13 protein-coding genes are annotated in these 14,354 nt (G+C 71.2%); 8 read left to right on the top strand and 5 right to left on the bottom strand.

Features of this window, described 5'->3' with window-relative positions; translation table 11 throughout:
• Nucleotides 1-15: 15 nt before the first annotated feature.
• Both ACFYMC_RS06890 and ACFYMC_RS06885 read right to left on the bottom strand, forming a co-directional pair.
• The gene (locus ACFYMC_RS06890) at nt 16-738 is read right to left on the bottom strand and encodes a flavodoxin family protein (RefSeq protein ID WP_388519941.1); all 723 of its coding nucleotides are present in this window, start codon (nt 736-738) and stop codon (nt 16-18) included.
• A gap of 135 nt (nt 739-873) precedes the next feature.
• A complete protein-coding gene (locus ACFYMC_RS06885) occupies nt 874-1,404 on the bottom strand; it encodes a hypothetical protein (RefSeq protein WP_388519938.1) in 531 nt (176 codons plus the stop codon).
• A gap of 434 nt (nt 1,405-1,838) precedes the next feature.
• Between ACFYMC_RS06885 and fmt the strand changes: the two genes are divergently transcribed.
• From fmt to ACFYMC_RS06865, 4 genes are all read left to right on the top strand, one after another.
• A complete protein-coding gene (gene fmt, locus ACFYMC_RS06880) occupies nt 1,839-2,777 on the top strand; it encodes a methionyl-tRNA formyltransferase (protein ID WP_388519936.1) in 939 nt (312 codons plus the stop codon).
• Between the two features lie 132 nt (nt 2,778-2,909).
• Entirely contained in the window at nt 2,910-4,385 is a 1,476-nt protein-coding gene (locus tag ACFYMC_RS06875) for an RsmB/NOP family class I SAM-dependent RNA methyltransferase (RefSeq protein ID WP_388519933.1), read from the top strand.
• A 172-nt stretch (nt 4,386-4,557) separates the two neighbouring features.
• Nucleotides 4,558-5,244, top strand: a complete 687-nt coding sequence (gene rpe / locus ACFYMC_RS06870; protein ID WP_388519930.1) for a ribulose-phosphate 3-epimerase — start codon at nt 4,558-4,560, stop codon at nt 5,242-5,244.
• 137 nt (nt 5,245-5,381) lie between these two features.
• Nucleotides 5,382-6,455 carry a sugar-binding transcriptional regulator gene (locus ACFYMC_RS06865; protein WP_388519927.1) on the top strand — a complete coding sequence of 358 codons (1,074 nt, stop codon included), beginning with the start codon at nt 5,382-5,384 and terminating at the stop codon, nt 6,453-6,455.
• 13 nt (nt 6,456-6,468) lie between these two features.
• Here ACFYMC_RS06865 and ACFYMC_RS06860 read toward each other — a convergent pair whose 3' ends face one another.
• Both ACFYMC_RS06860 and ACFYMC_RS06855 read right to left on the bottom strand, forming a co-directional pair.
• Complete coding sequence (locus ACFYMC_RS06860) at nt 6,469-7,620, bottom strand: amidohydrolase family protein (RefSeq protein WP_388519924.1); 1,152 nt, start codon at nt 7,618-7,620, stop codon at nt 6,469-6,471.
• 1 nt (nt 7,621) lies between these two features.
• A complete protein-coding gene (locus ACFYMC_RS06855) occupies nt 7,622-8,935 on the bottom strand; it encodes a glutamine synthetase (RefSeq protein ID WP_388520364.1) in 1,314 nt (437 codons plus the stop codon).
• A gap of 173 nt (nt 8,936-9,108) precedes the next feature.
• Here ACFYMC_RS06855 and ACFYMC_RS06850 point away from each other — a divergent pair, with 173 nt between their 5' ends.
• The gene (locus ACFYMC_RS06850) at nt 9,109-9,552 is read left to right on the top strand and encodes a ribonuclease domain-containing protein (protein ID WP_388519921.1); all 444 of its coding nucleotides are present in this window, start codon (nt 9,109-9,111) and stop codon (nt 9,550-9,552) included.
• Entirely contained in the window at nt 9,549-9,992 is a 444-nt protein-coding gene (locus tag ACFYMC_RS06845; RefSeq protein WP_388519919.1) for a barstar family protein, read from the top strand. Before ACFYMC_RS06850 ends, ACFYMC_RS06845 begins: the two co-directional genes overlap by 4 nt.
• 50 nt (nt 9,993-10,042) lie before the next feature.
• Here the strand turns inward: ACFYMC_RS06845 and ACFYMC_RS06840 are convergent, their stop codons facing one another.
• A complete protein-coding gene (locus tag ACFYMC_RS06840) occupies nt 10,043-11,509 on the bottom strand; it encodes a GuaB1 family IMP dehydrogenase-related protein (protein ID WP_388519916.1) in 1,467 nt (488 codons plus the stop codon).
• 301 nt (nt 11,510-11,810) lie between these two features.
• Between ACFYMC_RS06840 and ACFYMC_RS06835 the strand changes: the two genes are divergently transcribed.
• On the top strand, nt 11,811-12,728 hold the full coding sequence (locus ACFYMC_RS06835) for an SCO0930 family lipoprotein (protein ID WP_388519914.1): 918 nt from the start codon (nt 11,811-11,813) through the stop codon (nt 12,726-12,728).
• A 254-nt stretch (nt 12,729-12,982) separates the two neighbouring features.
• Nucleotides 12,983-14,338 (top strand): right-handed parallel beta-helix repeat-containing protein, encoded by a 1,356-nt coding sequence (locus ACFYMC_RS06830; RefSeq protein WP_388519911.1) that lies wholly within the window; start codon nt 12,983-12,985, stop codon nt 14,336-14,338.
• Nucleotides 14,339-14,354: the final 16 nt, after the last annotated feature.

Genomic DNA, 14,354 nt, shown 5'->3' with positions numbered 1-14,354 from the left:
GCCGGGCGGGAGCCGTCAACGGTGCTCGGGGTTGGGGAAGTCGAAGCGGCACCCCGCGTCCCATCCGGAACGCTGGTTGCCGTGCGCGGGGATGCCACCGGACCGCTTCAGCAGAGCCGCCAGGTGCATCAGGTTCCACGTCATGAAGGTGGTGTTCCGATTGGTGAAGTCGTTCTCCGGGCCGCCCGACCCCTCGTCCAGGTAGGAAGGGCCCGGCCCCGCCTCACCGATCCAGCCGGCGTCGGCCTGCGGTGGTACGGAGTAGCCCAGGTGTTGGAGGCTGTAGAGCAGGTTCATGGCGCAGTGTTTGACCCCGTCCTCGTTGCCGGTGATCAGGCAGCCGCCGACCCGCCCGTAATAGGCGTACTGGCCCTGCGCGTTGAGGGTGCTGGAGCAGGCGTACAACCGCTCCACGACCTGCTTCATCACCGAACTGTTGTCACCCAGCCAGATCGGCCCGCACAGCACCAGGATGTCGGCGGCCATCACCTGCGCGTACAACTGCGGCCACTCGTCGGAAGCCCAGCCGTGTTCGGTCATGTCCGGCCACACGCCGGTTGCGATGTCGTGGTCCACGGCGCGGATCAGCTGGGTTTTCACTCCGGCCGCCGCCATCACGGCGCGACTCCTGTCGATGAGGCCCTCGGTATTGCTGACTTCGGGCGACCGCTTGAGCGTGCAGTTGATGTAGAGGGCGCTCAAGTCCTCGTAGCGGTAGGTCGTATCGCTGGATGCCATAGCCGTCAGCCTGAAGCGTTCCGGGGGCGACTGCCACCGCTGTGGCCCGTAGGAGCGACCCTTCCCGGCAGACGCGGAACCGCCCCGCCGGGACGGACCGGCGGGGCGGTGGCTGGAGGGGACGGGCGGCTGGGCTCATCCGTTGCGCGGTCCGGGGAAGGACCCGGTACGGGCAGGCACCGGCGTCTCCTCGCGCGTCCCCTGTGAGCCGGAGGAGGGCTGCGGCGGCATCGAACGGGCAGCCGGGACCGAGTGGATGCCCACCGGTCGGGACACGGCCTCGGCCGGTGTCTCCGCGGCCTCTCCCGTCCCCGGCTGCGTCCGCCGCGCGCCGTAGCGGCGGTGTACCGCTTGCTTGGTGACCCCCAGTGCCGAACCCACCGCGTCCCAGGAGAAGCCGAGCGAGCGGTCGAAGTCGACCGCGGCGGTGACCAGGGTCTCGACGCTGTCCCGCAGTTCCTGGGCCAGACGCACGGTGGGCGCGGGGGCCCGGCCGTAGACGACGAAGCCCGTGGAGGGCCCGGAGCGGCGCGGACGGTAGACGTTGCCGAGTTGGGCGGTGAGGGTGCGCAAAGCATCCACCTGCCGGCGAACCCGCTCGATGTCCCGCACCAGGAGGTGCAGGCTGGCCCGCGCTTGGGCGTCGTGGGTGGCGTGGTCGGCCATGAGTAAGCCTCTCGAACCGGCGATAACGGAACCGGACCGCAGTGGGTCGTTCCGAAAGGAACGACCCACGCCATGCAGCCCGTTTTGGTCAATCTCACTTGACCAACGCGCCAGCAGGTGAAGTGGTCACGCTATGGGGGCGTGTCGGAATATGCAGGAGGCGCACCAGGACGTGTACGCCCCGGCAGGGCTTCGACCTGGCGCCACCCACCCGGAGGCCGTCGTCCGCCTCGGTTTGCCACGGGGCGTCAGAGGCCGTGCACCGCAAGGAGAGGGGCGCCTTGAGGACCAACGGTGTTCAGTGGCCCGGGGACGCCGGTGGGCGCGACGCCCGGCGTCTGGCGCCCATCGGGGGATCGCGGGGCAGCCCTTAGACTGGTGTGCTGCTTGTCGGATACGGCGCCGGAACGCCGAGATTGCGAGGTAAGACTCCAGTGAAGCTCGTCTTCGCGGGCACCCCCGAGGTGGCCGTTCCCGCCCTGGACGCCCTGATCGCATCCGGTCGCCACGAGGTCGCCGCCGTCGTCACCCGCCCCGATGCGCCGGCCGGCCGCGGGCGGCGCCTGGTCGCCAGCCCCGTCGCGCAGCGCGCCGAGGAAGCCGGCATCGAGGTACTCAAGCCGCGCCGACCCCGCGAGGAGGACTTCCTCGCCCGGCTGCGTGAGATCGGACCCGACTGCTGCCCGGTCGTGGCGTACGGCGCCATCCTGCCCAAGACCGCCCTGGACATCCCCACCCGTGGTTGGGTGAACCTGCACTTCTCGCTGTTGCCCGCCTGGCGGGGCGCGGCCCCCGTGCAGCACGCGATCCTCGCCGGCGACGAGATGACCGGCGCCTCCACGTTCCTCATCGAGGAGGGGCTGGACTCCGGCCCGGTCTACGGAGTGCTGACCGAGCAGGTTCGGTCCACGGACACCAGCGGTGACCTGCTGACCCGTCTGGCCTTCGCCGGCGCCGGTCTGCTCACCGCGACCATGGACGGCATCGAGGACGGCACGCTGCGGGCCGAGCCGCAGTCCGTGGACGGGGTGTCCCTCGCACCGAAGATCACCGTTGCCGACGCGGAGATCGACTGGAGCGCGCCCGCGCTGCGTGCCGACCGCGTGGTGCGCGGTTGCACGCCCGCGCCGGGCGCCTGGACGGTCTTCCGTGGCGAGCGCCTCAAAGTGATCGCGCTGGCGCTGGTGCCGGAGCGCTCCGACCTCCACCCGGGCGAGTTGGCCGCGGCGAAGAACAGCGTCCATGTGGGCACCGGTTCGCACGCGGCGGAACTGCTCTGGGTGCAGCCCCAGGGCAAGAAGCCGATGAGGGCGGCCGACTGGGCCCGCGGGGTCCGCATCGCCTCCGGTGAGCGGTTCACCGCCGCCACCTGAGCCGGCCTATCCTGAAACCGGGCCCGACGCCCCGACCTCACGGGGCCGCCCCGTGACGGCCATCCGCCGAGCCCTTCGGGCCGGCCCCGCACCACCGTTCGCACCCCTTCACCCCAGCGGAGCACCTTCCACGTGAACGACCAGCCTCGTCGCCGTCCCACCGCGCAGCAGGGCGCCAGGCAGGCCAAGGCCTACCGGCGCCCGAAGAAGGACCCGGTCCGCATCCTCGCGTTCGAGGCGTTGCGGGCCGTCGACGAGCGAGACGCGTACGCCAACTTGGTGCTCCCGCCGTTGCTCCGCAAGGCCCGTGAGGCCGCGGGAGCCAAGGGCGGGACCTTCGAGGCGCGGGATGCGGCCCTGGCGACCGAGTTGGTCTATGGAACCCTGCGCCGGCAGGGCACCTACGACGCGATCATCTCCGCTTGCATCGACCGGCCGCTGCGCGAGGTGGATCCACCCGTGCTCGACGTCCTCGCCCTCGGCGCCCACCAACTGCTGGCCACCCGCATCCCCAGTCACGCCGCGGTTTCCGCCAGCGTGGAACTGGCCCGGGTGGTGCTGGGTGATGGCCGGGCCAAGTTCGTCAACGCCGTGCTTCGGAAGATCGCGGCCGATGACCTGGAGGGTTGGTTGGCGAAGATCGCCCCGCCCTACGAGCAGGACGCGGAGGAGCACCTCGCCGTCGTCCACTCCCACCCCCGCTGGGTCGTCTCCGCCCTGTGGGACTCCCTGGGCGGCCCGCGGGCCGGCATCGAGGACCTGCTGGAGGCCGACAACGAGCGCCCCGAGGTCACTTTGGTCGCGCGGCCGGGCAAGGTCGGCGCCGAGGAACTGCGTCGGGCTGTCGGGGAGGACCGCACCCTGCCGGGCCGTTGGTCCCCCTACGCGGTCCGGCTCGCAGAAGGCGGCGAGCCCGGGGCCATCGAGGCCGTCCGGGAGGGCCGCGCGGGTGTTCAGGACGAGGGCAGCCAACTGGTCGCGCTGGCCCTGGCCGACGCCCCCCTGGAGGGACGCGACGAGCGCTGGCTGGACGGTTGCGCAGGCCCCGGCGGCAAGGCGGCCTTGTTGGCGGCGCTCGCCGCGCAGCGCGGGGCCTTCCTGCTTGCTTCTGAGAAGCAACCGCACCGGGCGCGCCTGGTCGAGCGGGCCCTGGAAGGCAACCCGGGCCCGTACCAGGTGATCGCGGCGGACGGTACCCGTCCGCCGTGGATGCCGGGCTCCTTCGACCGGGTTCTCGTGGACGTCCCCTGCACCGGGCTGGGGGCGCTGCGGCGGCGGCCCGAGGCTCGCTGGCGCCGGCGTCCGGAAGATTTGGACGGTTTCGCCCCATTGCAGCGGGCCCTGCTACGCGAGGCGCTCTCGGCGGTGCGGGTCGGCGGAGTGGTGGGCTACGCCACCTGTTCCCCGCACCTGGCGGAGACCCGTGTCGTCGTCGAGGACGTGCTTCGGGGGCGGGGGAGCGAGCGACCGGTGCTGGCCGAGTGGGTGGATGCCCGTCCGCTGATGCAGGGCGTCCCGGCGCTCGGGGAGGGCCCCGACGTACAGCTCTGGCCGCACCTGCACGGCACCGACGCGATGTACCTCGCCCTGCTGCGGCGCACCGCCTGAGCAGGGCGCTGCGGGCACGACGACGGATCCGGCGATGTGCGGGCAGGTCCCTGGTGGGCAAAGCGACTGAAAGCCGCGCTTCGGGCGGTTCGGGGGCGACGCGGGACCCGGGGCGCACACCGGGGCAGGGTGCGGGGCGAGCGCGGGGCCCCGGGCATGGCAGGCTTGGGGCATGGCCGTTCAGATCAACCCCAGCATCCTGTCCGCGGACTTCTCCCGACTCGCGGAGGAGGCCAAGGCCGTCGCCGGAGCCGACTGGCTGCATGTCGATGTCATGGACAACCATTTCGTGCCCAACCTGACCCTCGGCGTGCCGGTCGTCGAGTCGCTCAGCAGGGCCACGGACATCCCGCTGGACCTGCACCTCATGATCGAGGACCCGGACCGCTGGGCGCCGCAGTACATCGAGGCGGGGGCGGGTTCGGTGACCTTCCACGCCGAGGCGGCCGGTGCCCCGGTGCGGCTGGCGAGGGAGATCCGGGCGAAGGGGGCCCGGGCGGCGATGGCCCTCAAGCCGGCGACGCCCGTTGAGCAGTTCGAGGACATCCTCCCCGAGCTGGACATGTTGTTGATCATGACGGTCGAGCCCGGGTTCGGCGGTCAGCCCTTTCTCGACGTCATGCTCCCCAAGATCCGCCGCACCCGTGAGCTGATCTCCAAGCACGGTCTTGAGCTGTGGCTTCAGGTCGACGGCGGAGTCTCCGCCAGCACCATCGAGCGTTGCGCGGAGGCCGGCGCTGACGTGTTCGTGGCCGGTTCCGCGGTCTACGGCGCGGTGGATCCGGCGGCTGCCGTGCGGACGCTGCGAGAGCAGGCGGACGCGGCGATCTCCGCCGCGCCGTGGGCCTGCGCCCATTGATCCGGCGTGCCGGGCCCGTACCGGCCGTGATGGAGACGGCGACCGGGAAGGTTTCCAGGGGACGGCTCGGTGAACAGCGTCCGTCCGGACCGATCACGGCCCGCCGGATCTGACAGGATGAACGGCGAGTCGAGAATGTGAACAGCAGTGAGGAGAGCGCGGTGTCTGCTATGTCGGCGGGACGGTCAGCCCTGCGGATGGGACCCGCGGAGCTGGTGCAGGCGGCGGCCATGGCCCGCCGCTTCTACCTGGAGGGCAAATCCAAGATCCAGATCGCCGAGGAGTTCGGCGTGAGCCGTTTCAAGGTGGCCCGGGTCCTGGAAACCGCCCTGGAATGCGATCTGGTACGGATCGAGATCCGAGTTCCGGCCGAGCTGGACGCCGAGCGGTCCGACGCGCTGCGTTCCCGGTACGGGCTGCGGCACGCCGTCGTCGTGGAGTCCCCTGCGGAGGAGGTCGACCTGGAGGGGGAGGGCGCCGATCCGGAGAACCTGGGTGCTGTCGCTGCCGACCTGCTCGGTGAGCTCGTCACCGAGGGCGATGTGCTCGGCCTCGCCTGGGGGCGCTCCACCATCCACATGGCGGCGGCGCTGCACCGGCTGCCGCCGTGCACCGTCGTCCAGCTGACCGGTGTGTACGACGCGGGCACCGCCGAGCGCGGCTCGGTGGAGGCGGTCCGGCGGGCGGCCCAGGTCTCGGGCGGGGACGCCCACCCGATCTACGCGCCGATGCTGCTTCCCGACCCGGCCACGGCAGCCGCGCTGCGCAGCCAGACCGGCATCGCCCGGGCATTCGAGTACTTCGACAAGGTCACCGTGGCCGCGGTGTCGATCGGTTCCTGGGAGCCGGGCATTTCCACCGTGCACGACATGCTGACCGACGAGGAACGCGCGCACTACGCCTCGCTCGGTGTTGCCGCCGAGATGTCCGCGCATCTGTTCGACAAGCAGGGGCGGCGGGTAGGCCGCGACCTCGGCGAGCGCTGCATCACCGTCGAGGCCGAGCGGCTGCGCCGCATCCCCGAGGTCGTGGCCATCGCCGGCGGACTGCGCAAGGCCTCGGCGATCGGCGCCGTCCTCAGGTCCGGTCTGGTAACCAGCCTGGTCACGGACACCTCTGCGGCCGACTACCTGCTCACCGAGTCCGAGCCGGGCCCCCGGCCCGCCCTGGAGCGCGCCGACCCCGACAGCCACGAGGTCAGCGGACGCTGACCGGCAGGGCCCCTCAACCGTAGATGCGCCGTGCGTTCTCCGCGCAGATCAGTGCGGCCACCCGGTCCGCGTCCGCCGGGGACCAGGCGTTACCGGTGACCCAGTCGCCCAGGAGCTCCGCCAGGGCCTGCCCGAAGGCGCGCGCCCCCACCAGATAGAGCTCCGGCAGCCCGTACGCGTCGGTGGAGAAGAGCAGTTTGCCGAACGGCACGAGCTCCAACAGCTCGCCCAGGACCGCTCCGGCGCGCGCTGCCGCATGGCTGAGGGTGAGTCCGAGGTCTGCGTACACGTGCGGGTAGACCGCGGCCAAGTATGCGGCGCCGCGGTGGTACGGATAGCCGTGCAGCAGTACCAGCGGACAGCCCGTCGGGGCGACCGCCCGCACGAAGTCCGTCAGCAGCAACGGATCGCTGCGGTGCAGCCGGAGGTCCGGGTCTCCGAAACCGGTGTGCAGCTGGAGCGGGAGGCCAGTACGTACCGCCGACCACCACAGATGACGCAGCAGGAACGGGTCCCTGAGCCGGCCGCCGGGCGGTCGCCGGTCCAGCCAGCGGAACGCCGCGCAACCCAACTCCGCCGGAGTCGGTGGCTCAGGCGGCAGGTCCAGACCGTGACGGTAGGCGGCGACCGACTTGAAGCCGGCCGCGGTCCGGGCGGCCAGGTCGATCTCGTCCTGGAGTCGGGTCAGGAACTCCTCGGGGGAGTCCGTTGCGTCCGCCGCCCCTTCGGCGAGCGACTCCAGCCGCACGATCTCCCGGGCTCGTGCCGCCTGGCCGCCACCCGCCGATGGTGCGGTGGCCAGATAGGCCAGTTCCGAGGGCGAAGTCAGGTCTCCGGCCAGCCCCGTGTCCACCAGGAACTCGGTGATCCCGCAACTCGCGAGCATCCGGCGGGTCACCTCCCGCGGTCCCAGTTCGGTGCGCCGTTCGAGATAGCGAGCCGGCGGGCAGTGCGGCTCCAGGTCGAGCACCGGCGCGCACCAGCGGCGCACGGCGAAGCCGAGCTGGGTGTCGAAGTAGCTGGTCCCGGGCGCCGGCGGGGCGTCCGCCTCGGTGAGGAAGTGCTCGAATCCGGAGCGGCTCAGCGGCCGGCGCGCCACCCCGTGGCAGTGCTGGTCGAGCAGCGGCGGCAGCTCCCAGCCGGCTCCATGTGCTTCGAGGGCCATCTCAGTACCTGCCCCGAGTGGCATCGGCGATCTCCTGCGGGTCGGCGCCCGCGAACAGCTCGACCTCGCCGGCCCGCACCGCCGCCACCGCTTCGAACAGTGGATCGCCCAGGGCTTCGCGCAGGACCGCGGAGTTGCGGAAGGCTTCCAGGGACTGCGCCAGGGAGGCGGGCAGCCGCAGGCTGCCGGCGTCGGCCGCCCGCACCGGATCGCCGGCCACCGGCAGGGGCAGCTTCAGGCCGTCGGCCATCCCCGCCAGGCCCGCCGCGATCACCGAGCCCGTCACCAGGTACGGGTTGGCTGCCGCGTCGAACGGTTTGACCTCGGCGTTCGCCGCCACCGGGTCGTCTGCGGGGCCGGGTACGAAGCGTACGGCCGCCTCCCTGTTCTCCACCCCCCAACAGGTGAACACGCCCGCCCAGCGCGAGGGCTCCAGCCGCAGATAGCTCGCCGGGGTGGGGGCGCCCAGGGCGAGCAGGGCGGGCAGCTCGCGCAGCACGCCCGCCAGGAATGCCTCGCACTCCTCGGTCATCCCCGCCGGCCCCGGCCCGCCGCGGCACAGGTTGACCCCGGCACGCCACAGGCTCAGGTGCAGGTGTGCGCCGTTGCCCACGTCGCCGGCGTGCACCACAGGTCCAAAGAGTGCGGTCAGCCCGTGGCGCACCGATACGGCCCGGATCGTCTCGCGCACCAGCACGGCGAGATCGGCCGCGCCCACCGGGTCGGAAGGGGCGACGGACACCTCGAACTGGCCGGGTGAGTACTCCGGGTGGATCTGGAGCACCTCCACACCCTGATCCCGTAGGGCCGTCAGCACCTGCACCAGGTAGTCGGAGAGTTCACTGACCCGGGCCATCCCGTAGGCGGGGCCGGGGCCGGCGTACCGGGGCGCGGTGCCGGGCTCGTCGGCCCCGGTCACCACCGTCCACTCGGTCTCGAGGCCCATGAGTAGTTCCAGCCCGTCCCGGGTGGCGGCCCGGTCCACCATCCGGCGGGCGAACAGCCGCTGACAGCAGGGCGCGGGTGCACCCTGCTGGTCGTACCGGTCCGCGGGCGCCCAGGCCCAGCCGGGCTGGCCGGCCAGTACGGTGAGTCGGTCCAGGTCGGGGAAGAGGCGCAGGTCGCCGTCCGGGCCTCCGACGTAGGGGCTCTCCGTCGTCGAATCGTCCACCAGGTACACGTCGAAGACGGGTGACAGGCCCGCTCCGCGGGCGAGGACCTGGGGCAACCGGGACACCGGGACTGCCTTGACCCTGGTGATGCCGGCGTTGTCGACGACGGTCAGGGCCAGGGCGTGCACACCCTCCGCGGCCAGCCGGCCGGCCTGTGAGCGCGCTCGTTGCGCCTCCGCCGTCCAGGCCGCCTCCTGCTCGTCGGCTCGATCGGGCCACTGCTGCGATGACGTCTCCACACCGGCCATCCCTACCCCGATGAGCCCGTCGTGCGCTCGGTTAGCGTCGGTCGGCGTTCTTTGGAAGCATCGGCGGCATGCGTTCGCAGCGGCCGGGCCGCATTCCCCTGCGCACGCTGGGGGCCGTGTTCCTCAGCGTGCTCCTGGCCCTGTCGGCCTGCACCGGCGGTCGTGGCACGACCGCCGAGACCCCGGGTGCCACCCGGACGGCTGTCGCCCAGCAGACCCCCGGTTGGGCCAGGGGGATGGCGACCGTACGGGTCGGTGCACTACCGGCGCAGGCCCGGCACACCCTGGAGCTGATCGAGGCCGGCGGCCCCTACCCGTACCGGCAGGACGGCACCGTCTTCGGGAACTTCGAGCGGCTGTTGCCGAAGCAACCGCGCGGCCACTACCGCGAGTACACCGTGCCCACCCCGGCGGAGGGCAGCCGGGGCGCACGGCGGCTGGTGACCGGGCGGGCGGGGGAGGTCTACTACACCGACGACCACTACGAGAGCTTCAGGGCGGTGCTGCGTTGACCGAAGACGACAAGGGCCTCGGGGCCGGGCCGTTGACGGCCGTCCTTCAGGGGCACCGGCCGCCCGCGGTCCTGCACTGGCCGGACGGCCTGGTGCTGGGTCCCGCGCTGGCCGCGGCGAGGGCCGCGGGTTGGACGACGGCCGTGCTCGACCTGGCAGGGGTCGCCGACAAGACGGCGTTCATGCGGCGGAGTTCGGTGGCGTTGCACCTGCCGGACTGGTTCGGCCACAACTGGGACGCGCTGGCCGACTGCCTCAGGGACCCGTCCTGGCTGCCCGCAGACGGCGGCCGGGTGCTGGCCGTGTGTTCCTGGCTTCCCTATGCGAAAGCGCGGCCGGCCGAGTGGGACGTGGTGCAGGAGGTGCTGGACGCAGCTGTGGACTTCTGGCGCGGAACCCGCACGCCGCTGGTCGTGGTGGTCGCCGACAGCGGTTCGTAGCGCCGGGAGCCGGTGGCCGGGAGGGAGCGGCGCCCCTCCCGGCCTCCGTTTCAGCTCCAGCTGGCGTGCAGCGGCTTGCCCTCGGCGTAGCCCGAGGCGGACTGAACGCCGACGACGGCCTTCTCCTGGAACTCCGCCAGGGAGCCGGCCCCCGCGTAGGTGCAGGAGGACCGGACGCCCGCGATGATCGAGTCGATGAGGTCCTCGACGCCCGGGCGGGCCGGGTCGAGGAACATCCGCGAGGTGGAGATGCCCTCTTCGAACAGGGCCTTGCGGGCACGGTCGTACGCGGACTCCTCCGAGGTGCGGTTGCGCACGGCACGGGCGGAGGCCATGCCGAAGGACTCCTTGTAGAGGCGGCCGTCGGCGGACTGCTGGAGGTCGCCCGGCGACTCGTACGTCCCAGCGAACCAGGAGCCGACCATCACGTTGGACGCTCCGGCGGCCAGGGCCATCGCCACGTCGCGCGGGTGCCGGACCCCGCCGTCTGCCCAGACGTGCTTGCCGTACTTCTTCGCCTCCGCGGCGCATTCGAGCACCGCGGAGAACTGCGGGCGGCCCACGCCGGTCATCATGCGGGTGGTGCACATGGCGCCGGGGCCGACACCCACCTTGATGATGTCCGCTCCGGCGTCGATGAGGTCCTTGACGCCCTCGGCGGCGACGATGTTGCCGGCGACGATGGGGACCTGCGGGTCGAGGGCGCGCACCAACTTGATGGCGTTGATCATCGATTCCTGGTGGCCGTGGGCCGTGTCGATGACGAGGGTGTCCACGCCGGCGTCGAGGAGCTGCTTGGCCTTGCCCGCCACGTCGCCGTTGATGCCGACGGCCGCCGCGATCCGCAGCCGGCCGTTGGCGTCCACGGCGGGGGTGTACAGGGTCGCGCGCAGGGCGCCCTTGCGCGTCAGGATGCCGACGAGTCGGCCCTCCTCGTCGACGGCGGGGGCGAGCTTGCGGTGGCCGGCGTCGAGCTGGGTGAAGGCATCCCGCGGGTCGATGTCGGCCTTGATGAGCAGAAGTTCGCGCGACATCACCTCGGACAGCTGGGTGAAACGGTCCACGCCGTTCAGGTCGTGCTCGGTGACCACGCCGATGGGACGCTGGTCGGCGTCGACGACCACCCCTGCGCCGTGGGCGCGCTTGGGCAGCAGCGACAGGGCGTCGGCGACGGTCTGGGAGGGCGACAGCGTGATCGGTGTGTCGAGGACGTGGTGGCGACCCTTGACCCAGGAGATCACCTCGGTGATGACCTCGATCGGGATGTCCTGGGGGATCACCACGAGCCCGCCGCGGCGGGCGACCGTCTCCGCCATCCGGCGGCCTGCGATTGCCGTCATGTTGGCGACGACCAGCGGGATCGTGGTACCCGTGCCGTCCGGGGCGGACAGGTCGACGCCCTGCCGGGAGCCGACCGCTGAGCGGCTCGGCACCATGAACACATCGTCGTACGTCAGGTCGTAGGGGACCGAGGGGGTGTCTACGTGGCGACCGGTGCCGGGCTCAAGGAAACGCATAAACCACACATTTTCACGCGATGCGGTGCAGGTCACTACCACGTAGGCACAACGAAGGACCCCCGCTTACGTGTACTCCTCCAAAGGTGGGGGAGTCGGTACGACCCGACGGGGGCTCAGTGCCAGGCAGCGAACCTGCCTTACCGCTGGATACTACCCGGCCGCCGCGCGACGTGACATCCGGGCATGTGACCCACCTCACAGAATCGGGGTCGAACATCCCTGTGCGCACCCCCGTGTCTTCCCATGCCTGGCGCCCGAGCGGCAGGAAACACGGGGAAACGAACACCGGGGAGAGATCATGGGCACGTTTCGGGGAGCCTCCGTCGCGGCGGCCGTCGCGGTCATCGCACTGGCGGCCACCGGCTGCGGAGAGGTCAAGGGAGACGCGGCCGCAAGTGACACGGTGGGAGCCGCAGCCGACGCCCAACCGGCCGCGGGCGCCGAGGGCCGGCTGGGGATCCGGACCGATGGTGAGCTCGGCCGCGTCCTCACCGACGTCGCTGGCCTCACCCTCTACCGCTTCGACAAGGGCAGCGCCGAGCCGCCGAAGTCCTCCTGCGAGGGCGACTGTGCGACGACGTGGCCGCCGGTGCCGGCGGGTGGCGCGCAGGCTCCGGAGGGCGTCGATTCCGCCCTGTTGGGCGAGGTGCAGCGCGCGGACGGCAGTAAGCAGCTCACGGTGGCCGGCTGGCCGATGTACCGCTACGCCAAAGACACCCAGCCGGGCGACCAGAAGGGGCAGGGGGTGGGTGGCGTGTGGTTCGCCGCGGCTCCGGACGGCAAGAAGGCGGCCGACCGGGGGGCGGCCGAGGCGGAGCAGCAGCCGGTGGAGTCCGCAGCGGTCCCCGCTGATCTGCCCGGTCTCTCCGTGCGCAAGGATCCTGAGCTCGGTGAGATCGTGATCGATGGCGCGGGCATGACCGTGTACCGCTTCAAGCCGGACACGCAGTGGCCGATGGTCTCCAAGTGTGCGGGCGACTGCGTCAAGAAGTGGCCGGTGGTGCCCCCGGTCCCGCAGAACGACACCCGCGGCATCACGGAGAAGAACTACCAGGTTCTGGACCGTCCGGACGGACTCAAGCAGCAGTCCATCAACTGCTGGCCCGTGTACACCTTCTCCGGCGACAAGAAGCCTGGCGACACCAACGGCCAAGGGCTGGGCGGCACCTGGTACGCCGTCTCTCCGGCCGGCAAGCTCGTCGGCGTCGCCGGTTAGCGGCCCGCTCGCAGCTCGGCACGCAGGCCCGCGCGGTCCCCCCAGGACCGCGCGGGCCTGCGTATGCCCAAGGTGGCGGCCAGCTCGTATGGCGGCGCAAGCGGGTGAGGGGGTGTCACCGCACACCAGAGACCCGGAAGTCGAGCCCCGGTCCGGAGTCGACACGCCCCGGCCGAAGGCGCTCGCCTGAGTGTGACGGCGACGAGCTCGCGATAACTTCCCAAACCGGAACATACTGGGAAAGGAACTTGATCGTGCCTCCTCTGCCCACTGATACGGAGCCCACGCCTCGCACGGCTTCGCTCCTGCGGTCACCTACTCGTTCGCCGAGAGCCCGTTGGTCCCTCCTTCTCGCCGCGGTCCTCACCGCCGCCCCGAGCGTGGAGGCGACGGCCCTGTCGTCGTCGGCCGGATCGCATGCGCATCGCCTGGGCGCGTCCGGCGGCAACGAACAGAGCGCCACCCGGATCCCGTGCGAGACCGACGCCCTCATCGACGCGATCACCGAGCTCAACGAAACCGGGGGCGGCCACCTCGCTCTGTCCAAGAAGTGCACCTACGTGCTGGACGAGGCTGCGCAGGGAGGCAGTGGGCTGCCCACCGTCACCGCGCCGATCACCATTCACGGCGCTCACGCCACGCTTCTGCGAAGGGACACCGCCGAGGCGTTCGGCATCTTCACGGTCGCCGACGGTGGAAAACTGGAGCTCCGCCAGCTCACCGTGTCGGGAGGCGAGTGCGCGGATGAACCCGGGCTGGACGGCGGTGGTGGCATCTTCGTGCAGCAGGGCGGACGAGTGGGGCTCGACCGGGTCAACCTGACCGGCAACACGGTCGCGGACACGACGACGCAAAGTGGTGGCGCCCTCTACAACCACGGCGTCGCCGTCATCGAGAACAGCACCCTCTCCCAGAACGTCGCCTACGACGGTGGTGCCGTCTTCAACGCGCCGGGTGCGGAACTGGCCGTCACGAAGTCGAAGCTGACGCACAACACCGCCACCAACACCGGTGGCGCCCTGCACCAAGGGGCGCAGGCCGTCATCAAGGACAGCCTCTTCAGCGACAACCGTTCCGAGGGCGAGTCCGGCGGAGCCATCTACAACCTCGACACCGACCTTCGCGTCCTGCGCACCGCTTTCCTGCGAAACCTTGCCGCAGACGACGGTGGTGCCCTCATCAACAAGGGTTCGGGAACGCTCACGATGAAGGACGCCAAGATCCGCGACAACAACGCCGACAGTTACGGCGGAGGCCTCTACGTGGAAGGGAACGCGCTGATCGAGGACACGTACATCGAGGCGAACGTGGCCACCAACGCCCGCGGTGGCGGAATCTACGTCAACGAGGCCGGCGAAGTGGTCATCCGGCGAACCACGATCACCAGGAACCGAGCTGTCGGCTCCGGCGCCACCGCCGGTGGGTTGCAGGTCGAGGACGGCTCGATCACCCTCGCCGACACCCGCATCACGGAGAACTTCTCGGACCTGAAGCCCGGCGGCGTGATGAGCCTGGTGCCCGTCGTTGTCACGGGCAAGACCGTCATCAAGGGAAACCAGCCCACCAACTGTTCGGGCAGTATCGAGCCGGTTCCCGGTTGCACCGACTGACCGGTGCCGAGGTGGG

Origin of the sequence: Streptomyces sp. NPDC006879 (assembly GCF_042869595.1) — a bacterium.
Classification (GTDB): Bacteria; Actinomycetota; Actinomycetes; order Streptomycetales; family Streptomycetaceae; genus Streptomyces.
This window is presented reverse-complemented; position numbering and strand designations above follow the sequence as displayed.